The sequence below is a fragment of the Enterobacter sp. MGH 24 genome (assembly GCF_000493015.1).
In the GTDB taxonomy this organism is placed as follows: Bacteria; Pseudomonadota; Gammaproteobacteria; order Enterobacterales; family Enterobacteriaceae; genus Enterobacter.
The window spans coordinates 3,322,030-3,342,950 of record NZ_KI535657.1 but is presented as its reverse complement, the minus strand read 5'-3'; the positions used below and the strand labels follow the sequence as shown (position 1 = coordinate 3,342,950).

Annotated in this window: 24 protein-coding genes; 11 read left to right on the top strand and 13 right to left on the bottom strand. The window is 54.7% G+C overall.

All coding sequences use genetic code 11. The features are described 5' to 3' along the window. Positions 1-74: 74 nt before the first annotated feature. Together yncL and yniD are read left to right on the top strand one after the other, a co-directional pair. Complete coding sequence (gene yncL / locus L370_RS23825) at positions 75-275, top strand: stress response membrane protein YncL (RefSeq protein WP_081706866.1); 201 nt, start codon at positions 75-77, stop codon at positions 273-275. A 98-nt stretch (positions 276-373) separates the two neighbouring features. Then, complete coding sequence (yniD, locus tag L370_RS23455) at positions 374-481, top strand: small membrane protein YniD (protein WP_008500658.1); 108 nt, start codon at positions 374-376, stop codon at positions 479-481. Positions 482-561: 80 nt separating this feature from the next. On the opposite strand, the gene L370_RS06215 is transcribed toward yniD, so the two are convergent. Next, complete coding sequence (locus L370_RS06215) at positions 562-1,320, bottom strand: DUF481 domain-containing protein (protein WP_032638330.1); 759 nt, start codon at positions 1,318-1,320, stop codon at positions 562-564. 295 nt (positions 1,321-1,615) lie between these two features. Here L370_RS06215 and pfkB point away from each other — a divergent pair, with 295 nt between their 5' ends. From pfkB to L370_RS06230, 3 genes are all read left to right on the top strand, one after another. Beyond that, positions 1,616-2,548 (top strand): 6-phosphofructokinase II, encoded by a 933-nt coding sequence (gene pfkB, locus L370_RS06220; RefSeq protein WP_023335370.1) that lies wholly within the window; start codon positions 1,616-1,618, stop codon positions 2,546-2,548. Positions 2,549-2,654: 106 nt separating this feature from the next. Beyond that, complete coding sequence (gene ghoS, locus L370_RS06225) at positions 2,655-2,945, top strand: type V toxin-antitoxin system endoribonuclease antitoxin GhoS (protein ID WP_023335369.1); 291 nt, start codon at positions 2,655-2,657, stop codon at positions 2,943-2,945. A gap of 105 nt (positions 2,946-3,050) precedes the next feature. Further along, a complete protein-coding gene (locus tag L370_RS06230; RefSeq protein WP_023335368.1) occupies positions 3,051-3,911 on the top strand; it encodes a fructosamine kinase family protein in 861 nt (286 codons plus the stop codon). A gap of 36 nt (positions 3,912-3,947) precedes the next feature. Here the strand turns inward: L370_RS06230 and L370_RS06235 are convergent, their stop codons facing one another. Continuing rightward, complete coding sequence (locus L370_RS06235) at positions 3,948-4,484, bottom strand: YniB family protein (protein WP_023311291.1); 537 nt, start codon at positions 4,482-4,484, stop codon at positions 3,948-3,950. Between the two features lie 148 nt (positions 4,485-4,632). On the opposite strand from L370_RS06235, the gene hxpB reads away from it, so the two are divergent. The 3 genes from hxpB (at position 4,633) to L370_RS06250 (ending at position 7,515) form a co-directional block, all read left to right on the top strand. After that, positions 4,633-5,304, top strand: a complete 672-nt coding sequence (gene hxpB / locus L370_RS06240; RefSeq protein WP_023335367.1) for a hexitol phosphatase HxpB — start codon at positions 4,633-4,635, stop codon at positions 5,302-5,304. 101 nt (positions 5,305-5,405) lie between these two features. Continuing rightward, entirely contained in the window at positions 5,406-5,996 is a 591-nt protein-coding gene (locus tag L370_RS06245; RefSeq protein ID WP_023335366.1) for a metal-dependent hydrolase, read from the top strand. Positions 5,997-6,123: 127 nt separating this feature from the next. Continuing rightward, positions 6,124-7,515, top strand: coding sequence for an L-cystine transporter (locus L370_RS06250; RefSeq protein WP_023335365.1), 1,392 nt, complete (start codon positions 6,124-6,126; stop codon positions 7,513-7,515). 48 nt (positions 7,516-7,563) lie between these two features. Here the strand turns inward: L370_RS06250 and cedA are convergent, their stop codons facing one another. Next, positions 7,564-7,920, bottom strand: coding sequence for a cell division activator CedA (gene cedA / locus L370_RS0122065; RefSeq protein WP_023335364.1), 357 nt, complete (start codon positions 7,918-7,920; stop codon positions 7,564-7,566). 86 nt (positions 7,921-8,006) lie between these two features. On the opposite strand from cedA, the gene katE reads away from it, so the two are divergent. Continuing rightward, the gene (katE, locus tag L370_RS06255; protein WP_023335363.1) at positions 8,007-10,256 is read left to right on the top strand and encodes a catalase HPII; all 2,250 of its coding nucleotides are present in this window, start codon (positions 8,007-8,009) and stop codon (positions 10,254-10,256) included. A 93-nt stretch (positions 10,257-10,349) separates the two neighbouring features. On the opposite strand, the gene chbG is transcribed toward katE, so the two are convergent. The 7 genes from chbG to osmE all read right to left on the bottom strand — a co-directional run bounded on the left by chbG (position 10,350) and on the right by osmE (position 16,201). Beyond that, on the bottom strand, positions 10,350-11,099 hold the full coding sequence (gene chbG, locus L370_RS06260; protein ID WP_023335362.1) for a chitin disaccharide deacetylase: 750 nt from the start codon (positions 11,097-11,099) through the stop codon (positions 10,350-10,352). Between the two features lie 11 nt (positions 11,100-11,110). After that, positions 11,111-12,466 (bottom strand): 6-phospho-beta-glucosidase, encoded by a 1,356-nt coding sequence (locus L370_RS06265; protein WP_023335361.1) that lies wholly within the window; start codon positions 12,464-12,466, stop codon positions 11,111-11,113. A 109-nt stretch (positions 12,467-12,575) separates the two neighbouring features. Beyond that, positions 12,576-13,394 (bottom strand): transcriptional regulator ChbR, encoded by an 819-nt coding sequence (gene chbR / locus L370_RS06270; RefSeq protein WP_023335360.1) that lies wholly within the window; start codon positions 13,392-13,394, stop codon positions 12,576-12,578. Positions 13,395-13,423: 29 nt separating this feature from the next. After that, positions 13,424-13,771 carry a PTS N,N'-diacetylchitobiose transporter subunit IIA gene (gene chbA / locus L370_RS06275; RefSeq protein ID WP_023335359.1) on the bottom strand — a complete coding sequence of 116 codons (348 nt, stop codon included), beginning with the start codon at positions 13,769-13,771 and terminating at the stop codon, positions 13,424-13,426. Positions 13,772-13,818: 47 nt separating this feature from the next. After that, positions 13,819-15,177: a PTS N,N'-diacetylchitobiose transporter subunit IIC gene (gene chbC / locus L370_RS06280; protein ID WP_023311283.1), complete on the bottom strand. Its 1,359-nt coding sequence runs from the start codon at positions 15,175-15,177 to the stop codon at positions 13,819-13,821. A gap of 80 nt (positions 15,178-15,257) precedes the next feature. Continuing rightward, positions 15,258-15,575, bottom strand: coding sequence for a PTS N,N'-diacetylchitobiose transporter subunit IIB (gene chbB / locus L370_RS06285; RefSeq protein ID WP_008500676.1), 318 nt, complete (start codon positions 15,573-15,575; stop codon positions 15,258-15,260). A 281-nt stretch (positions 15,576-15,856) separates the two neighbouring features. After that, positions 15,857-16,201 carry an osmotically-inducible lipoprotein OsmE gene (gene osmE, locus L370_RS06290; RefSeq protein WP_010430142.1) on the bottom strand — a complete coding sequence of 115 codons (345 nt, stop codon included), beginning with the start codon at positions 16,199-16,201 and terminating at the stop codon, positions 15,857-15,859. Between the two features lie 232 nt (positions 16,202-16,433). Between osmE and nadE the strand changes: the two genes are divergently transcribed. Continuing rightward, positions 16,434-17,261 (top strand): ammonia-dependent NAD(+) synthetase, encoded by an 828-nt coding sequence (gene nadE / locus L370_RS06295; RefSeq protein ID WP_023335358.1) that lies wholly within the window; start codon positions 16,434-16,436, stop codon positions 17,259-17,261. A gap of 145 nt (positions 17,262-17,406) precedes the next feature. Continuing rightward, positions 17,407-18,285, top strand: a complete 879-nt coding sequence (gene cho, locus L370_RS06300; RefSeq protein WP_023335357.1) for an excinuclease Cho — start codon at positions 17,407-17,409, stop codon at positions 18,283-18,285. Here cho and ves read toward each other — a convergent pair. From ves to astE, 3 genes are all read right to left on the bottom strand, one after another. Further along, a complete protein-coding gene (gene ves, locus L370_RS06305) occupies positions 18,263-18,820 on the bottom strand; it encodes an environmental stress-induced protein Ves (protein ID WP_023335356.1) in 558 nt (185 codons plus the stop codon). The genes cho and ves overlap by 23 nt on opposite strands. 297 nt (positions 18,821-19,117) lie before the next feature. Then, on the bottom strand, positions 19,118-19,612 hold the full coding sequence (gene spy / locus L370_RS06310; protein ID WP_023335355.1) for an ATP-independent periplasmic protein-refolding chaperone Spy: 495 nt from the start codon (positions 19,610-19,612) through the stop codon (positions 19,118-19,120). Between the two features lie 338 nt (positions 19,613-19,950). After that, positions 19,951-20,916, bottom strand: a complete 966-nt coding sequence (gene astE, locus L370_RS06315; protein ID WP_023335354.1) for a succinylglutamate desuccinylase — start codon at positions 20,914-20,916, stop codon at positions 19,951-19,953. Positions 20,917-20,921: the final 5 nt, after the last annotated feature.

Here is a 20,921-nt window from a genome sequence, read left to right as displayed (position 1 = left end):
AACGTCGGATTTACGGTAAGCCTTGCAATGTTAACACTAACAAAAGGGAGATTGCACCCTCTGCTGGCAGATTGATGTGCTGGCACTTTAGCATGAATTTGCAGGTCGCATATTCCCGGTGCCCGTATTCCAGAGATGCTGGACTACTCTTGAACAGGTCCTTAAACCCAAAGGTGCATACCATGAACGTATCCAGTAGAACGGTTGTGATATTGAACATCCTTTCCGCCACAGGTTTAGTGTTGATTCTCGCCGAACGATTCCACTGGTTCTGAGCCGAACCCTGCGCTGGCATAACCCAATCGATCCTGAAAAGGGGCATATTTCGGCCCTGTTTGGTAGACTGTGGGTATCAACGAACAAGGATTAGGTTATGCCAACAAAACGATTTGCCGTAAAACACTGGAAAATGGTGCTGGTGCTGATTGCCATCTGCGGCGCAATGCTGCTACTCCGTTGGGCGGCAATGATTTGGGGCTAGGGGCGAAGACACGCCATCAGAAGGGACGTCAAAAAGCCACAGACAATAAACGGGCCGACATCATCATCGGCCCGCTTTCATTACATTCTATAACCCAGTGAAACCGTGGTTCTGCGGTCGGTATGATCCGGCGCAGATTCTGGTGGTGAAGAGTTCCAGGTCACGTTGTAGGCGACTTTCAGACCAAAGTGTTCGTTGATAGCCACGTTCAGCGCCGTCTCAGAGTTCAGCGTCGTGTCGTCGGCACCAAATACAGAAACACCCTGGGTAAATTTGGTGGTGTCAGTCATCTGCCAGGCATAGGTACCGGACGCGTAACCGAGCGGTTGGGTTTTGGTATCGCCATTGGTGTACTCGTCATAACGCACACCAGGACCGAATTCAAAACGGAGGCTGTGTACCGGACCGTTGAGGAACTGGCGACCATAACCCGCAGTAAACACATCTCGCTGGCGATAACCGTTGTAACGGTCGGTTAACCAGCTTGCCTGTCCAAACAGGTAGTCATAATCGGTCATGTTGTAACGGCTACGTCCGCCTACCGCATATTTCTCGGAAGAACGTTCGTCATTAGCGGAAGTGTTGCTGGCATTACCCCACAGAGACCAGGCGGTGGTGTTGCCGTACCAGGTGAGCGTACTGTCCGCCGTGAGAGAAGAGCTTTTCGTGTTACCGGATTGTGCCAGGTACCCGGCGTTCAGGTTACCTTCAAACGGTTTTTTCGCGGTGGAAGGATCGTCCATGACAGTAAAAACGGTATCATCAGCGGTCGCGTTCATAGCCGCAAACACGCCACCCGCCAGCATCAGTGCAGCGGGCACTGTCTTTAAAAGCTTCATTTTATTAAGGAGTCCGTACAACAAAAAAAGAGACCACACGGTCCCGGAATCTTTCTTGAGGATCAATGACAAGGCGTCCAGAGAAAGGTAACAAATTATAAAAAGCCGCAAATAACATAGCAATGTTTTCTTATTTCATTTTTTGAATAAGAACGATCTCAAAAAGCGTTTTATTTTATATATCCCCCGCCTCACTTTTTGTCAGTATTCATATTTAAAATCATACTGTTATTTACATTGCCTTCCTGTCAAATGGTGCCAGGCTAATAAGAACCCATACTAAAAGGAGGTAATGATGGTTTCTATTTATACTCTGACGCTCTCCCCTTCCCTGGATTCCGCCACCCTGACGCCGCAGATTTACCCGGAAGGTAAATTGCGCTGTAGCGCCCCGGTATTTGAGCCCGGCGGTGGAGGGATCAACGTGGCGCGCGCTATTACCCACCTCGGCGGCAAAGCCACGGCAATTTTCCCCGCAGGCGGTGCCACCGGTGAACACCTGGTCTCTCTGCTGGCAGATGAACAGGTAGCCGTAGAGACCGTCGAGGCCAAAGACTGGACGCGGCAAAACCTGCATGTCCACGTGGAGTCCAGCGGCGAGCAGTACCGTTTTGTCATGCCGGGTGCGAAACTCAGCGATGACGAGTTTCGTCAGCTTGAAGAGAAAGTGCTGACGATAGAAAGCGGCGCGCTGCTGGTGGTAAGCGGCAGCCTGCCGCCCGGCGTCAGCACGGAAAAATTAACGGCGCTGATTCAGGCGGTACAGCAACGCGGTATCCGCTGCATTGTCGACAGCAGCGGCGAAGCCCTGCAGGCGGCCTTAGTGCCCGGCAATCTGGAGCTGGTCAAACCCAACCAGAAAGAGTTAAGCGCGCTGGTCAACCGCGAACTGACACAGCCTGATGATGTGCGCACCGCCGCGCAGGAGCTGGTGCGCAGCGGAAAAGTGCGGCGCGTAGTAGTCTCCCTTGGCCCTCAGGGGGCGCTGGCAGTCGATGAATCGTCGTCCGTTCAGGTTGTCCCACCGCCGATGAAGAGCCAGAGCACGGTTGGCGCGGGCGATAGCATGGTGGGCGCGATGACGCTAAAACTGGCGCAGGGTGCGTCTCTGCTCGAAATGACACGCTACGGCGTGGCGGCGGGTAGCGCCGCCACCATCAACCAGGGCACGCGTCTCTGTTCGCTTGCCGATACGCAAAAAATCGTCGATTACCTGTCCCGAAATTAACGTCTTTTCCCCTCCGTCCTTACGGAGGGGAATGTCCTCTCTGAGTCGCCAAACGCAAACTATCGACTATGCTAAGAAAACTTCCATGATAACAATGAGGTGAATTATGAGCAGTGGTGACATCACACGCTACGTCGTGACCATCAACCTTCATGAAGCATCGCTGACCGAGCTGAATGAGCTCAACAACGCCTTCACCCGGGCTAATTTTCTCCTCACCCTGACGGATGACGAGGGCAATATTCATGATTTAGGCACCCTGACATTTGGTCTGATCGGAGCCCTAAGCAAGGAAGAGGTTCATGCGCTGGCCGCCAGTCTGGTGGAGAGCGTGACCGACAAGCCTGCCGAAATTGACGTGGATACCTGGGAAAGCTGGCGGAAAAAAGAACAATAAGTGCGCTGTATGAATTTAAACCGCTCAGGTGTGCGTTAGTTCGTATTTTTTTACCGCAGTTATGCGCTAACTTTATGATCTGGCAGACAACATGGGAGAGACAACATGTGGCAGGCTATCAGTCATCTTTTACGTGAGCAGCTGGGTGAAGGTGAAATTGAACTGCGTAACGAACTGCCAGGCGGTGAAATCCACGCCGCGTGGCATTTACGCTACGCAGGGCGCGATCTTTTCGTTAAGTGCGATGAGCGAGAGCTGCTCCCGATATTTACCGCCGAAGCCGATCAGCTGGAGCTGCTGTCGCGCAGTAAAACGGTGACGGTCCCGCAGGTTCTGGCCGTGGGGAGCGACCGCGCCTACAGCTTCCTGGTGATGGAGTATCTCCCTGCCCGGCCGCTGGATGCCCACAATGCCTTCATCCTCGGCCAACAGCTAGCGCGCCTGCATCAATGGAGCGACCAGCCGCAGTTTGGTCTCGACTTTGACAACGATCTCTCCACCACGCCACAGCCCAATGCCTGGCAGCGTCGCTGGTCAACGTTTTTTGCCGAGCAGCGCATTGGCTGGCAGCTTGAGCTGGCCGCCGAGAAAGGGCTGGAATTTGGCAATATTGATGCCATCGTCGAGCACGTTCAACAGCGTCTGGCATCCCACCAGCCTCAGGCGTCGCTGCTTCACGGCGATTTGTGGTCCAATAACTGCGCGCTGGGCCCCAACGGCCCGTACATCTTTGACCCGGCCTGCTACTGGGGTGACAGAGAGTGCGATCTTGCCATGCTGCCGCTTCATCCTGAGCAGCCGCCGCAGATATACGACGGATACCAGTCTGTTTCTCCCCTGCCGCCCGGTTTCCTCGACCGCCAGCTGGTGTATCAGCTTTATACGCTGATGAACCGTGCCATTCTTTTTGGCGGAGAACACCTTGTTAACGCGCAGCGGGCACTTGAGCGCATGCTTGCCGCCTGAGAAGAGAACGGGTGGCCTTGCCGCCACCCTAATCGTTTACAGAAAACCGAGCAGTGAGAAGAAGAAATATCCCGCCACAATGATAATCACGGGAAGGATATAGAGCGGGAAAATTTGCAGGAAAATGGTGTGACGCGGCACAACAATGCGGGATTCAATCTGCTCCCGACTCATTCCTTCCGGGCCTTTGGCCTGCTCCAGAATCAACTGATCCTCAACGCCTTCGCGTAAAAAGCGCGTCTGGCGACTCATTCTCGCGCCAGAGGCCTGCAGTGCCAGCGCGACAAAGATCAGGGCGTATATTACCCAAAAGCCGATATTCAGCTGTTGATGAAAATCCGGGGTGGGCGAGTTAAACCAGAAGACATTCAAAAATGGCGTATTAAAACGCATCATCTCAATCATGACATGAGCGAAATCAAGCATTACCGCATTGATACCCGGCTGTTTTTCGCTGTGATCGTACATAAATTTGAGTACAGAAATCAGCGTAGAAATGACGGCAGGAATAAAAATCACCCAGCCAGCAATACGTTTTAAGACCGCAATGCGTCCAGCTTGTTGATACGTCATCAGTTCCTCTTCATAAAGACGCGTTATTTGTGCCTAAGTCTACCTGCTGGCCATCAATTTCGCCCGATCTTTGAAAGCAATATGCTAAATTGCAGAGTGTGCTTAGCACGTATCGTCTGTCGAACACCCTGGAAAAGGAGACGTTGTGATGTCGACACCGCGCCAAATTCTTGCCGCAATTTTTGACATGGATGGATTACTGATCGATTCCGAACCGCTGTGGGATCGCGCCGAACTAGATGTGATAGCCAGCCTGGGCGTGGATATCAGCCGCCGTAATGAACTTCCCGATACGCTGGGCCTGCGCATCGATATGGTGGTTGACCTGTGGTTTGCCCAACAGCCGTGGGTAGGTCCCGATCGCGATGAGGTGACCGCACGCATTATCAGCCGCGCCATTTCTCTGGTGGAAGAAAGCAGGCCGCTGCTGCACGGCGTACGGGAGGCCGTCGCGCTGTGTAAAGCCCAGGGGCTGAAGGTTGGCCTGGCCTCGGCTTCACCGCTGCACATGCTGGAAAAAGTGCTCACGATGTTTGAACTGCGCGACAGTTTCGATGCCCTGGCGTCCGCTGAAAAATTGCCTTACAGCAAGCCGCACCCGCAGGTCTATCTGGACTGTGCCGCAAAGCTGGGTCTTGATCCACTTCACTGCGTTGCGCTGGAAGATTCCGTTAACGGTATGGTGGCGTCGAAGGCTGCGCGGATGCGCTCCATTGTGGTGCCCGCTGAAGAAGGCCGCCACGATCCCCGGTTTGCGCTTGCCGACGTGAAGCTTAATTCACTGGCAGAACTCACGGCGCATCATCTGCAGGGCGGCTAACGCCCTCCTCCGGTTTGTGACAAACAGTTACACCGTCACCTCTTCCGCCTACTGTATAAAAACCCTATACTGTATGAATTGACAGTTTCGTGGGTTTTATCATGACGGCGGAAGGCCACCTGCTTTTTTCAATTGCGTGCGCAGTATTTGCCAAAAACGCTGAACTCACTCCCGTGCTGGCACAGGGGGACTGGTGGCATATTGTCCCTTCCGCCGTCCTGACCTGTCTGCTGCCCGATATTGACCATCCTAAATCCTTCCTCGGGCAGCGCCTGAAGTGGGTATCAAAACCCATTGCCCGCGCGTTCGGCCACCGGGGGTTTACGCACAGCCTGCTGGCCGTGTTTGGCCTGCTGACGCTTTTCTATTTAAAAGTGCCCGAAAGCTGGATAGTCCCTGCCGATGCCATTCAGGGAATGGTGCTGGGTTATTTAAGCCATATTCTCGCCGATATGCTGACGCCTGCGGGCGTGCCGCTGCTGTGGCCCTGCCGCTGGCGTTTCCGTTTTCCCATCCTCGCACCGCAGAAAGGTAACCAGCTTGAGCGTGCACTGTGCATGGCGCTGTTTGCTTACGCGGTCTGGATGCCGCAAACCTTGCCCGAAAACAGTGCAGTCCGCTGGTCATCCCAGATGATTAATTCGCTGCAATTTCAGTTCAATCGCTTTATTCATCACCAGATTGAACAGTAAACCGACAAAATTATCCCATTTGTCATAACCCATTCCATTTGGATATAAGCGCTGCATCACACTTCTGCTAACCTTCCGCCAACAGGATCGGTAAAAACCGACCCAATAATAAATCAGGAGAACGGGGATGAATTTTCCACTCATCGCGAACGTCGTTGTGTTCGTTGTATTGCTATTGCTTCTCGCGCAGGCGCGCCATAAACAGTGGAGCCTGGCGAAAAAAGTGCTGGTTGGTCTGGCCATGGGTGTCGTATTTGGTCTGGCATTACAGGCGATTTATGGCTCCGAAAATCCAGTTCTGAAAGATTCGATTCAGTGGTTCAACATCGTCGGTAACGGCTATGTCCAGCTGCTGCAGATGATCGTTATGCCGCTGGTGTTCGCCTCTATTCTGAGCGCCGTTGCCCGCCTGCATAACGCAACCCAACTGGGTAAAATCAGCTTCCTGACCATTGGTACGCTGCTGTTCACCACGCTGATTGCCGCGCTGGTGGGTGTGCTGGTCACTAACCTGTTTGGCCTGACCGCAGAAGGTCTGGTTCAGGGTACGGCTGAAACGGCGCGTCTTACCGCGATTCAAACCAACTACGTGGGTAAAGTAGCTGACCTGACCGTGCCGCAGATGGTGCTCTCCTTCATTCCGAAGAACCCGTTTGCTGACCTGACCGGTGCGAGTCCAACCTCGATCATCAGCGTGGTTATTTTCGCCGCGTTCCTGGGCGTAGCGGCGCTGAAGCTGCTGAAAGACGACGCGCCAAAAGGCGAACGCGTGCTGACCGCGATTGACACCCTGCAAAGCTGGGTGATGAAGCTGGTACGTCTGGTCATGCAGCTCACCCCTTACGGCGTGCTGGCGCTGATGACCAAAGTGGTTGCCGGCTCTAACCTGCAGGACATCATTAAGCTGGGCAGCTTCGTTGTCGCCTCTTATCTCGGCCTGGGCATTATGTTCGTGGTACACGGCATCCTGCTGGGCGTGAACGGCGTCAGCCCGCTGAAATACTTCCGTAAAGTCTGGCCGGTCCTGACCTTTGCCTTCACCAGCCGTTCCAGCGCCGCGTCTATTCCGCTGAACGTTGAAGCGCAAACCCGTCGCCTGGGCGTGCCTGAATCCATCGCCAGCTTCTCTGCCTCCTTTGGTGCCACCATTGGTCAGAACGGCTGTGCGGGTCTGTACCCGGCGATGCTGGCCGTGATGGTTGCCCCTACCGTTGGGATTAACCCGCTGGATCCGGTATGGATCGCCACGCTGGTTGGGATTGTTACCATAAGTTCTGCAGGCGTCGCTGGCGTTGGCGGTGGCGCAACCTTCGCCGCGCTGATTGTGCTGCCTGCGCTGGGTCTGCCCGTGACGCTGGTCGCCCTGCTGATCTCCGTTGAACCGCTGATCGACATGGGTCGTACCGCGCTGAACGTGAGCGGCTCCATGACCGCCGGTACGCTGACCAGCCAGTGGCTGAAGCAGACCGACAAAGCGATTCTGGAAAGTGAAGACGATGCCGAGCTGGCACACCGTTAATCACGGTAGAAATAAAAAAACCGCCTGATGGCGGTTTTTTTATGGCTGTTATTCTTCAACCTCTTCATCCTGACGGATCTGCGTCGCCCACCGCTGCGCCGACTCCGGCACGGCAAACGTAGGCGAGCGGCGGAAATGTTCGCCGATCAGCACAAAGGCCACGTATTTCCCCCGCAGCTGCCAGACATCGCGAAAACCCTCCACTTTCAGGGCATGGTCAGGCGGCGCGGGCTCAACGCGGGGCACATAGCTAATAACCTGGCGGTTTTGTTGACGAAGAGGTTTCATAAGCGACTGGTTCACTAAAGCAAATTCTTGAAGCAGGAAAATTCTATGATAGCCGATCCTGCTGCCTTCCGTCGCGCTCCGAGTGGGTGGGATGGCTCCTTTCGTTAATGACGGCATGTGAAAACTCTTAGTTCGCGAGCCATCTCACGACATTGTTCTATCCTTAATAGGGTTTTTAGCAATGGATAAAGGAGAAGCGTGCAATGTCGAACAAAGATAAAACTCATCAATCACCGATTCATGGCACTGAGGAATCTCAACCGGGTATGGACTCTCTCGCCCCTGCTGACGGCTCTCATCGCCCCTCCCCTGGCCCTTCCGCACCGGGCGAACAGCCTACCGCACCGGGAAGCGTGAAATCGCCGGACACGGGCAACGAGAAGCTGAAATCGCTTGAGCCGCACCGCAAAGGCGGCGAAGGTTTCGCGCTCACCACCAATCAGGGCGTGCGCATTGCTGACGATCAGAACTCCCTTCGCGCAGGCGCGCGCGGGCCAACCCTGCTGGAAGATTTTATCCTGCGGGAAAAAATCACCCATTTCGACCACGAACGGATACCGGAACGCATCGTCCACGCGCGCGGTTCCGCTGCGCACGGCTACTTCCAGCCTTACAAGAGTCTGAAAGCGATCACCAAAGCGGACTTCCTCTCCGACCCGGATAAAATCACCCCGGTGTTTGTGCGCTTCTCCACCGTACAGGGCGGCGCGGGGTCGGCGGACACGGTGCGCGATATCCGCGGCTTTGCCACCAAGTTTTATACCGAAGAGGGTATTTTCGATCTGGTGGGCAATAACACTCCGGTGTTCTTCATTCAGGACGCGCATAAATTTCCTGACTTTGTCCATGCGGTAAAACCGGAGCCCCACTGGGCCATACCGCAGGGACAAAGTGCGCACGACACCTTCTGGGACTACGTCTCCCTGCAGCCTGAAACGCTACACAACGTGATGTGGGCGATGTCAGACCGCGGCATTCCGCGCAGCTATCGCACCATGGAGGGGTTTGGCATCCACACCTTCCGTCTGATCAACGCCGAGGGTAAAGCCACGTTTGTCCGTTTCCACTGGAAGCCGGTGGCGGGTAAAGCCTCGCTGGTATGGGACGAGGCGCAGAAGCTGACCGGACGCGATCCGGACTTCCATCGCCGCGAACTGTGGGAATCCATTGAAGCGGGCGACTTCCCGGAATACGAGCTGGGTCTGCAGCTCATACCGGAAGAAGACGAATTTAAGTACGATTTCGATCTTCTTGACCCGACGAAGCTGATCCCGGAAGAGCTGGTGCCGGTTCAGCTGGTGGGTAAAATGGTGCTCAACCGTAACCCGGATAACTTCTTTGCCGAAAACGAGCAGGTCGCGTTCCACCCGGGGCATATCGTGCCGGGACTGGACTTCACCAACGATCCGCTCTTGCAGGGACGTTTGTTCTCCTATACCGATACGCAGATCAGCCGTCTTGGCGGGCCGAACTTCCACGAAATTCCGATCAACCGCCCAACCTGTCCGTACCACAATTTCCAGCGCGACGGGATGCACCGTCAGGATATTGATACCAACCCGGCTAACTACGAGCCGAACTCGATCAACGATAACTGGCCGCGTGAAACGCCACCGGCGCCGAAACGCGGTGGATTCGAATCGTACCAGGAGCGTGTCGACGGCAACAAAATTCGCGAGCGCAGCCCGTCGTTCGGCGAGTACTACGCCCACCCTCGCCTGTTCTGGAACAGCCAGACGCCGATTGAGCAGCAGCACATTATCGGCGGCTTCAGCTTTGAGCTGAGTAAGGTGGTGCGTACCTACATCCGCGAGCGGGTGGTCGATCAGCTGGCGCGCATTGATATTCAGCTCGCCCAGAGCGTTGCGGATAACCTGGGTATTACGCTGACCGACGAGCAGCGCAACCTTGCCCCGCCGAAAGAGGTTAACGGCGTGAAGAAAGATCCGTCCCTGAGCCTGTATGCGGTGCCGGGTGGCTCGATTAAAGGCCGCGTGGTCGCCATCCTGCTGAACGACAACACCCGTGCCAGCGACGTGCTGGGGATTATGCAGGCGCTGAAAACCCAGGGCGTGCATGCGAAACTGCTTTATTCCCGCATGGGCGAAGTGACCGCCGATGATGGCTCCGTGCTGCCGGTGGCGGCGACCTTTGCAGGGGCGCCATCGCTGACGGTTGATGCGGTGATTGTGCCGTGCGGGGATATTGACAGCCTGCTGAACAACGGTGACGCGGTGTATTATCTGCTGGAAGCCTATAAGCACCTGAAACCGATCGCGCTGTCCGGCGACGCGCGACGGTTTAAGGCACAGCTGAAGGTGGCCGATCAGGGCGAGGACGGCATTGTCGAGGGAGACAACGTTGACGATGTCTTTATGACGAAGCTGTTTGATTTGCTCGCCGCGCACCGCGTCTGGTCGCGCAGCAGTAAGATTGATCAGATTCCGGCGTAAAAAAAGCCCGGTGGCGGCTTCGCCTTACCGGGCCTACAAGAGTTAGAAGGTCGTTCGTAGGCCGGGTAAGGCGAAGCCGCCACCCGGCAACTCTTACAGCTCCCTGAACGTCCCCAACCGATACCCACGCTCGGCAATCGCATACTTCAGCGACGCCGACGTCAGCACGTCCAGCTCCGCCAGGCGCGGCCAGCAGTAAGCGCTTTTCCGCACGGTGTTATCGACAAAAGCAGGATGCGCCATCACTTCTACCGACTTTTCACCCCGCGCGGCGGAATCATCAAGCACCTTCAGGAACAGCGCTTCGTCGATCTCATCGCCGTAGAATGCGCTGCTGAACCCCTCTGTTGTCGTCACGGCGCACTCCGGTACCCCGCGCGCCTCACGATCCACGCGCATCGCCACGCCTTTGCGCTGCGCAAACTCAGCGACAATCGGAAAAATTGCCGGGATCATATGCACGTGGTGATGGCTGTCGATATGCGTCGGCGCCTGACCAAACACATCGACGAAGCGGTTGAACTGACACGCCAGTTCGTGGGCAATCTCTTCAAGCGGCAGCGCGCCCTGCTCCGCCAGTTCCCAAATCCATTTGCCCAGCTGTCCGTCACGCGTCAGGCCCGGCATTGGCGAAAGCGGCATCCCGAGCGTCAGCACAAAATGCATGCCGACGCCCAGATCCGGCACCTCGCGGCTCAGCTGCGCCGCGTGTTCAACCGCCTCACCATTCACCAGTGCCGTGGTAGAGGTCACAATCCCCCGGCGACAGGCTTCAATAATGCCGTAGTTCTGGCCTTTCGACAGGCCAAAATCATCAGCATTCACGATCAGCAGGTTTTCCATTGTGCGTCCTCTCAGTGGTGTTTGAACTTTAGCTTCTCGATCGTGGCGGCAAAGTTCGGCAACCATTTTTCATGCGCCAGGATCATCTCGCTGGCCAGCTGCTCCGCATCGCGGTCAGAATGCACCAGCGGGCTGAGGTTCAGCGCCAGAAGCACGTCATTGAGTTCGCCGCTCAGCGCCGCATTGCTTGCCGCCACTTCAAAGCCTTTGATGGTGTGGATCAGGCCCATGACCTTATCATCGAAATGGGTGATGCGTGGATGCGGTTTAGCGCCCTCGCGTCCCAGGATGCAGGTCATCTCGACGGCCCAGTCCGCCGGGATATTGTCGATATGGCCGTGGTGCGGCACGTTAACGTAGTGTTCCGCCTGCTTGTCGTTGTAGATGGCGTTGATCACTTCACACGCCGCATCGGAGTAGTAGGCCCCGCCGCGCTGCTCCAGCTCTTTCGGTTTGACGTTCAGGTTCGGATCTTTATACAAATCGAACAGCTGCTTCTCGACTTTCTGAACGATCTGCGCGCGCGCGCCGCCCTTATAGTACTCGCCCATTTCGATGGCCAGCATCTCTTTCTGCTTGAAGTAGTACAGCAGGTACGAGCAAGGCAGCAGGTTCAGCGAGCGGATCAGCCCTTCGCTGAACGGCAGGTCAAAGATGTTTTTCACCGACGCCGCCGTCAGGCGACCGGAGGCCACGCCGTCGAGCAGTTCGGCGAAACGCGACTTTCCGTTCACGATCACGTCTTTAATGAACACCATGTGGTTCAGGCCGAACAGGTCGATAGAGAGATCGTCGCTGTCGCTCAGTTCCAGCACGTCGCGGATAAACATCTTCATACCGATCGGAATATTACAGACGCCGATAAAGCGTTTGAAACCGGTATGACGATAGACCGCCTCGGTCACCATCCCGGCCGGGTTAGTGAAGTTAATCACCCACGCGTTCGGGCAGATTTCCTGTACGTCTTTGACGATGTCGAAAATCACCGGGATGGTACGCAGGCCTTTAAACAGGCCGCCCGCACCGTTGGTCTCCTGCCCGAGGTAGCCGTGGCTCAGCGGAATACGCTCGTCCAGCTCGCGCGCCTTCAGCTGGCCAACGCGCAGCTGGGTGGTCACGAAATCCGCATCTTTCAGCGCCAGACGACGGTCCAGGGTTTTATGCACGGTCAGAGGCACGCCCGCTTTCTCCACCATGCGCTGGCACAGGTCGAAAATAATATTCAGCTTTTCCTGACCTTCCTCAACGTCCACCAGCCATAATTCGCTGACCGGTAATTCATGATAACGTTTCAGGAAACCTTCAAGTAATTCCGGGGTATAGCTGCTGCCGCCACCAATGGTTACGACTTTTAATTTCTTCTGCATAATATCTCCCTTAGCGTATCAGGTTAATCGCCTGCAAGGTATAGCGTACTCTTCCCGCTATTTGGGCAAGCCATTAAAGCAATATTTGTGGCGGATAATCCGCCGAAAGTTAATTAATTACCGTTAAATTCTTGCGGTAACTGTTCGGTGTAAATGACGTAAATTTCTTAAACGTTTTAATAAACAGGCTGGGACTGCTGTATCCTGACTCGTATGCAATATCGGTGACAGAATAGTTGGTAATTTCCAGCTGTTTTTTGGCAAAGTTAATGCGGATTTCATTAATAATTTGCACGGGTGTTTTACGATAATAGCGCTGCGTCGCGCGGGTCAGATATTCCTGGGATTTCCCCGACAGGGACACCATATTTTCCAGCGCATTTTCGCTGAACTGGCCTTTATCGTGCATCAGCTCAACGGTGCTGCGCAGCCACTGTGGAATATCATCCGTCACCTGCTGCTCTTCACGATGATGGCGCAGCCGGTTCATCACGTAGAAGGTCACCGTTTCAATAAACTCATCAAATTCATTGTCGCGGAAGTTAAGCGAGGCGATAACCGTTTCAATCCAGGTCATAAACTCGTTTTTGACCCGATAGACCTGGGAGGCCACAAAGCAGAACGGCACCAGCGGCAGATAGTGCTTCTCAAAGAAGCGTCTGCTGACGCCCACGTTCAGAATACGGGTGGCACCAAATTCGTAAAAGCTCTGGTGATAAGACCCCATCGGCAGGAAGACAAAATCCCCTCGCTCAAGCAGGACGCGCTTACCGTTGATCTCCTGGTAGTAGCGGCCGGTCAGAACAATCGTGAACTCGTAGTAGTCATGCTGGTGCAGACCGCTGGCGCTCTCAGTTTTGTTGTAGATAACCACGTGAAAATTTTTGCCGTTAAACAGCTGCTGTTCAAGTGCGGTTTTAATTTCCATCGTGCTGACCTCCTGCTACCCAAACTGACTTACTGCATCTTCTCGTGAAGCTCGATAAGCTCCGCCACCAGCTCACGCGCCAGCATCGAGGTCATCAGGTGATCCTGCGCGTGGACCAGCACCAGGCTGACCTTCATCTTCCCTTCGCCCTGGTCGCTTTCAATCAGCTTTGTCTGCACCAGGTGCGCTTCGTTTAGGGCCGTGCGGGACTGTTCCATCATGGTTTTCGCGGCGGCGAAATCCCCCTGCTTGGCCTGCTTCAGCGCGGCATAGGCCAGGCTGCGGGCCTGTCCGGAGTTGATGATAAGCCCCATCACCACTTCTTCGAGATCGTTCTCGACGGCTTCGTCAGCGACAATACTATCCAAATCTAACATTTTTAAGCTCCTTGTGGCTGGCGCGGGCTTCCCCGCGCCGGTCAATCTTAGAATTTCAGTGAGAGGGCAATATCCTCTTCGCTCTCTTCTTCATCAATAATGGTGGCGGCTTTGTTGGCAATCGCCACGAACGGCATGTACAGCAGGGTGGCAATCCCGAGGTTGAATATCGCCAGCAGGAAGGCCGCGACGCTGCCGTTGGTGTTGAAGAAGGCGCCCAGACCCGCCGGCATGGTCCACGGTGCAATGTTGGTGACCGGTGGAATGATGCCCATGTAATACGCCGTCAGGGTAATGGCGGCCAGCAGCGGCTGAATCAGGATGAACGGAATGAACATTACCGGGTTCATGATGATTGGCAGACCGAACAGAATCGGTTCGTTAATCTGGAAGATGCCTGATGGCAATGCCAGCTTCGCGACCTGACGGTAGTCAGCACGACGAGAGACAATAAAGACCGCGATGATCAGACCCAAGGTCGCCCCGGTACCGCCCAGGAAGATATAGGAGTCAAGCATCGGCTTCGCCCACACATGGAAGGTTTTACCCGCTGCCAGCGCCGCGTCAACGGAGCCGTACTGCTGGTAAAGCGCAACGTTTTCCAGTGCCCAGGGGGTCATAATCCCGCTGTCCAGCGCGGCCAGTGCCAGTGAACCATGCACGCCAAAGAACCACAGCAGAGAGGTGAAAATCACATACGCCCAACCGACCACGCCACCCATCGACGCCAGTGGCGTAGAGATAGAGTCCATGATGATCTGGTGGAAGTTTGTGCCCCAGTGGGAGAGCGCCCAGGCGATAATCCCCATGATGGAGAGAATAATAAAGCCTGGAATCAACGCGGAAAATGAACGAGATACGGAAGCCGGTACGCTATCCGGCAGGCGGATAACCCAGTTGCGACGGATAATAAAGGTGAACATTTCTGCCACCACCAGGCCGATAACAATACCGGAGATGATGTTGGCCCCACCCAGCCAGTTGGCGCCGACGGCATAGGCCTCACCCACGCTGTATGGCGTAACGGTCATAAAAGCGGCGACGGATAATAACCCGGCGGCCAGCGGATCTACTTTACGCTCTTCTGCCAGTGCCATCCCAATAAAGAAAGGCGCCATCAGCGACATAATCCCTAACGTACCGTTATAGACGTTGCCGCCAATGGCTTTAAAACCATTAAGGGTTTCAATTGTGGAAGCGTCTAACCGAATTCCTAATGAATAAAAGAAGGAACCTTCACCAAAGCTCAGAAAAACGTTGTTAATTAAAACGAACATGGCCCCGGCCAGCGTCAACGGCATTAATTTAATAAAGCCGTTTTTGATGGCGTTAACGTGAGGCTGCTTTCCTATTTTAACAGCAAAAGGAAGGAGTACCTTTTCAAGTGAAGCGATGACTTTACTCATAGGAAAATACCCTTAAATGCCGTAACGCATGTTACGGCGTATTGTGTGTGAAATAACTCTTTGACGGGAAAAATAAAAAATTAATTAGCAGCTTTTTTAATGGCTGCCACAGCAGCTTTAAGAACACCTAAACCATCAATCTTGCCGTACAGCCCTGAGTCGATCACTTCGACCGGTTTATTGGGTAACAGTCGTTGAATTTCGGGCAACATATAGGCAATTTGCGGTCCCAGTAAAACAACATCGGCTGTCTGGCCTTTTTCACCCGCCAGCGTCTCTGGAAACGCTTCGATCACCACAGGGACTTCATACTTTTCAGCCTGCGCACGCATCTTTGACACCAGAAGCGACGTTGACATGCCCGCTGAGCAGAACAGGTAGATATGTTTCTTTTCCATCGTGATTTCCCTCTTGTATGACTACCTGCCATCGCGCTATCACTCGACTTGCTGTCCCGGCAGACAGGTAGCTTGCGTACTGTTGTTTATCGTTGGAGTGAGTATACGCAATGGTACAGACAGGGGATAATTCTGGATAGGCTCAAATTGTCTCTCATTGACCTGGCTTGTTGACTCCCTTCACATTTCGGGCAAATAATTCGCGCAAAGAAATAAGATTTTCTGATGCATAAAAAAACCGGCCCGTGGGCCGGTTTGTTAACATCCTCAGGCAAGCAGGGTTACTGCGCCTTAGGTGCCTGCGGATCGGTATCGTATTCAGCACAGGTCTGATAGCCGGAGTTGATCACATGACCGGTATCATCCAGGGCGACGAAGTAGGTTTCTGCCTTACCATCACGTTGACCCAGGATATAGGTCTGGCAGGTCCCCTTCGCATGAATCATGGTCACTTCAGAAGAAGGTTTACCGGCAATCGCAGCCACCTGCGAACGGGTCATGCCTTTTTTAACGTCTTTTACTACCGGCTGTGTAAACTGATCCTTAGTGCGATCGTAAGCCGTACACCCTGCCAGCATAGTCAGTACCGCCGCTGCGCTAAGAATTCCTGCTACGTTCTTGTTCATATTCCGTCCTCTTGTTTATCAGCGTGTTATCTAAGCATGGGATAAAAAGTACTATTGTTCAACTTTGTGAATTGCGCCAGACGAATTTCGGAAAATTCTAATAAAACAACGATAACCTGCTAAAACGGCGCAAATTAGCGCACTCGAAACTGTGATCCTTGTCGTTTCACGCCCAAAGGGTTAGTTTTAACAGCTAACACATTCTGTTTATGTACTGCATATGGAGGGCGTGATGGCTCTGCAACAAGAGATTATTCAGGCACTGGGCGCGAAGCCCACGGTAGATGCACATGAAGAGATCCGCCGCAGCGTGGATTTTTTAAAATCGTACTTAAAAAAGAACGCTTTCCTGAAATCCCTGGTGCTGGGCATCAGCGGCGGCCAGGACTCTACCCTGACCGGTAAACTCTGTCAGATGGCGATTTCAGAGCTTCGTGAAGAGACGGGCGATGAGACGCTGCAGTTTATCGCAGTGCGTCTTCCTTATGGCGTACAGGCGGACGAGCAGGATTGCCAGGATGCCATTACCTTCATTCAGCCTGACCGCGTGCTGACCGTGAATATTAAGGGCTCGGTGCTGGCAAGCGAGCAGGCGCTTCGCGAAGCGGGCATTGAACTGAGCGATTTTGTTCGCGGCAACGAGAAAGCCCGCGAGCGCATGAAAGCGCAGTACAGCATTGCAGGAATGACTAAAGGCGTCGTCGTCGGCACCGACCATGCGGCAGAAGCGATCACCGGTTTCTTCACCAAGTACGGCGACGGCGGCACCGACATCAACCCGATCTTCCGTCTCAACAAGCGTCAGGGTAAGCAGCTGCTGGCCGCGCTGGGCTGTCCTGAGCATCTGTATAAGAAAGCGCCGACAGCGGACCTTGAAGACGATCGCCCTTCCCTGCCGGATGAAGCGGCCCTTGGCGTCACCTATGACAACATTGATGATTATCTGGAAGGCAAAAAGCTGGATGAAGGTACCGCGAAAATCATCGAAGGCTGGTATCTGAAAACCGAGCACAAGCGCCACACGCCCATTACGGTGTTTGACGACTTCTGGAAGAAATAGCCAACATTTTTGCCCAGCGGCGCTTCGCTTGCAGGGCCTACGGTTTCGCGCTGTTGTAGGCCGGGTAAGCGCAGCGCCACCCGGCTCTTTTTTAACCAAACCGTCTCTGCTACACTGTATACCTGAACAGTATATGGAGCAGTATGTGAGCAGGCGTCAATCCGCCCCGCGTCTTGAGTTTGAAGCGGCGGCTATCTACGAATATCCCGAACACCTTCGCCCCTGGCTTGAGGCGCTGCCTAAACAGCCGGGCGTGTACATTTTTCACGGCGAAAGCGACACCCTGCCGCTCTATATCGGCAAGAGCGTGAACATTCGCAGTCGGGTGTTATCCCATCTGCGCACGCCGGACGAGGCCGCCATGCTGCGCCAGTCGCGACGCATTACCTGGTTCCAGACGGCGGGAGAAATGGGCGCGCTGCTGCTGGAGGCGCGGTTGATAAAAGAACAACAGCCGCTGTTCAATAAACGCCTGCGCCGCAACCGTCAGCTCTGCTCCCTGCAGATCAACGATGGCAGGCCGCAGGTCGTCTACGCGCGCGACGTCGATTTTTCTCATGCCCCGAATCTCTATGGGCTGTTCGCCAATAAACGCGCCGCACTCCAGGCGCTGCAGACGCTGGCGGACGAGCGACAGCTTTGCTATAGCCTTTTGGGTCTGGAGGCAACCACCCGCGGACGCGCCTGTTTTCGATCCGCGCTGAAGCGCTGCGCCGGTGCCTGCTGCGGGAAAGAGAGCGTTGAGGCGCATCACGCCAGGCTCCTTAGCGGTCTGGCGGCCATCAGCGTGAACTGCTGGCCCTGGGAAAGCGCCGTTGCGCTAAAAGAAGTGGGCGAGGCCATGACCCAGTATCACATCGTCAACAACTGGCTCTGGCTGGGTGCTGTCGACGACATCAGCGACGCGGCTACCCTGCTGCGCACGCCCGCCGGATTTGACCACGATGGCTACAAAATTCTCTGTAAACCGGTCCTGGCCGGAAAGTTTGAGATCATAGTGCTCAATGACCCGGCAGCCACGTGATTTCGCTGAACAATAAGGTGCCCTGAGCCTCCAGCAGACGCAGCGTATGGGACCCCTCCTCCCAGCTGGCGCCCTGATCGGCCGTCAGCAGTTTATCCCCCAGCTGCCACGCCCCGCTCAGCACAAACACCACGCCCCCGCGCGAGCCAAAGGTGGTAAAGGTTCGGTCAGCAACGCGCACCTTCGCCTGGCAGCAGTCGCGCCGGGTCATGATGTTAAAGTCCATCGCCATCCGCCCATCACAAAGCAGCGCTTTCACCGGCAAATCGCCGGCAAAACTGTAGGGCTGATGATGCTTCAGGGTATGGAAGAACGCCTGGCCAGCATCCAGCGTCACCTCTCCCCCTTCCAGCAGGGTAATCACCCGATCGACACCGGGAAACGAGGAGAATTCGCCGTTGCTGGCGATAGTCGCGATACTGGCACGCCAGTGAAAATCGCGCGTCGCGGGAGGGAAGCAGCAAATCTCACGCGTTTCGCCAGCACCATTGCGCCAGAGGCTGACCGGCATCTTACGGATATCAAAGAACTCCATCACCACTCCTGAATGGCACAACCCGTGCCAGGGCAAAGATATCGCTATCGTTGCTGTTTTGTTTGTTATCGTTGGGTATTCACAGAAACAGTATCGGCAGCAGAGCGGACAGGCCTTAGCGGAACGTTAATAAAAATTCTAACGCCATGACTCTGCAAACATTCTCTGAAGCGACTACAGGAGGATACCGCGCTGGCGGCGGCAGGCAAGAGGGCAGGAAAGAAAAACCGCCGGTCCTGTCCACAGCGGTTGCGCTTTTGTGGACAGGATCCCGGCGGTCTTAAGAGTGTGAACCGATTATTCGGTTGGTGCTGGCATTTTACCTTCCATCGGCGGACGTTCTGTCAGACGCTTCTCAAAATTCGCATTAAATTGTTTTTTCTGTTCCGGGGTCAGAATGTTGTAGATCTTGTTCTGGGTTTCCATGTGGGCCAGCATGCGGGCTTTGTGCTGCTCGGCCATTTTGTCGATCTGCGCTTCGGCTTTCGCCTTATCGAAGCTGTCGCTGGCGATGATGTCATGCATTGCACGACGCTCTTCAAGCGGAGGACGCTTCATCTGGTCGCGTTCGCCTTTTCTGATGTCGCGGATCTGCTGCTTCTGCGCATCCGTCAGGTTGAGATCCTTAAACATCATCATCTCGTTGTGCATACCCGGACCTTTATGATGCATCATCATTTTGCCTTCAGCAGGCGCGGCAGTCGTAGTGGTCGCAGTATCTGCGGCGAACGCCATGCTGGTAGCGCCCAGAGCCAGGGTAGAAGCAACAAACAGTGCAGTAAACTTACGCATAATTTATTTCCTTTCTTTCAGTTATTCTTCGGCGCTATGCCGTGTTGACGAGATTAACTTTACGGGGTTTATCGTCAATTAGTCAGAGCAACGGTAAAACAATGAAAGTGTAAAAAACAAATTTTCGCCAAATGTGGAGGAAATAAGGATAAAGCGTGGAGAGTTGCAACAGAAAATATTCAATACGATGATTTTAAAGAAATTTAGCAGAAGTATAGCGAAGTGAAGATCAATAATAAAGCAATTCACCAGGAATATTCTGCAAAACAAGCGCAAGCGCTTTAATCGTTAAGAAAAGTTTTTTACTTCCCCCTCCCGGATGATGAGAGGGGAAAGGTTCAGGATATTTTTTCCAGCATCAGCCCGGCCCGAAGGCCAAACGCGACGGTGGGGTTAGGGAATAAAACATACTCGGTGGTTTTCTGCACCTCATAACGCTCCTCGCCATCTTCAGCCAGCAGCGCCCCTTTGCGGAACGGGGTGAAGTTCAGGGTGTGCGCGGCCATATGGAGCAGAAAGGCATCGCTGCGGCGCGTGATCTGCTGTACGACACGATACCGCTCGACGGGCTGATGCGCGTGCTCGGGAGCCGTTCCTCCCAGCAGCGCCCGAAGGGCAAGATGCGTAGGCGCAAAGCGGGTGAGATCGTTCTGGCCGAACGGCAGCGCTTTTCCCAGCTCCAGCGTGCAGGCCAGCGAGCCGAAACGTTCACAGGTGAAATGGGTAAAGGTTCCGCCCGGCGACTGATGAAATACCAGCGCCTCCAGCCCGGCGTCACCCAGCCAGCTCAGGAAATCTTCATCCCAGGGCTGATTGCGCTGCGGCAGAACGCCGAAGCGGACGTGGTAAGACGCGCGGATTGCCGTATGCAGATCCAGATGCCAGCGCGCCGGTCCCGCAGCGGCAAAAAACGCGGTCACGACGTTCTCCAGCCACTCTGCCCGCGCCGTTTCATCGCTCTGCGGAAACTGCGACCAGCGGCCGCCGAACATGCGGTTAATATCGCTCACCAGATAGCGTTTGTTTTGCGCCAGCGCGGGGGGATTGCCGAGCACCACCAGCACGCGGCACTTCAGGGCGATCTCATTGCGGTACAGCGCGCGCAGCAGCAGATCAACAATCTCAACGGGTGCGGTTTCATTCCCGTGGATACCCGCTGAAAGCAGCAGCGAGAGATCGCTTTTTACGGTCGGCGTCAGCTCAAGCACCCCGCGCCCCAGCCACCGCCAGCGAAATGAGGGGCCGTCCCCCTCTTTCTGTTCCGGCGTCTCATCGGCCAGGGTCAGCGCCAGTAAATTTTCCATATCCA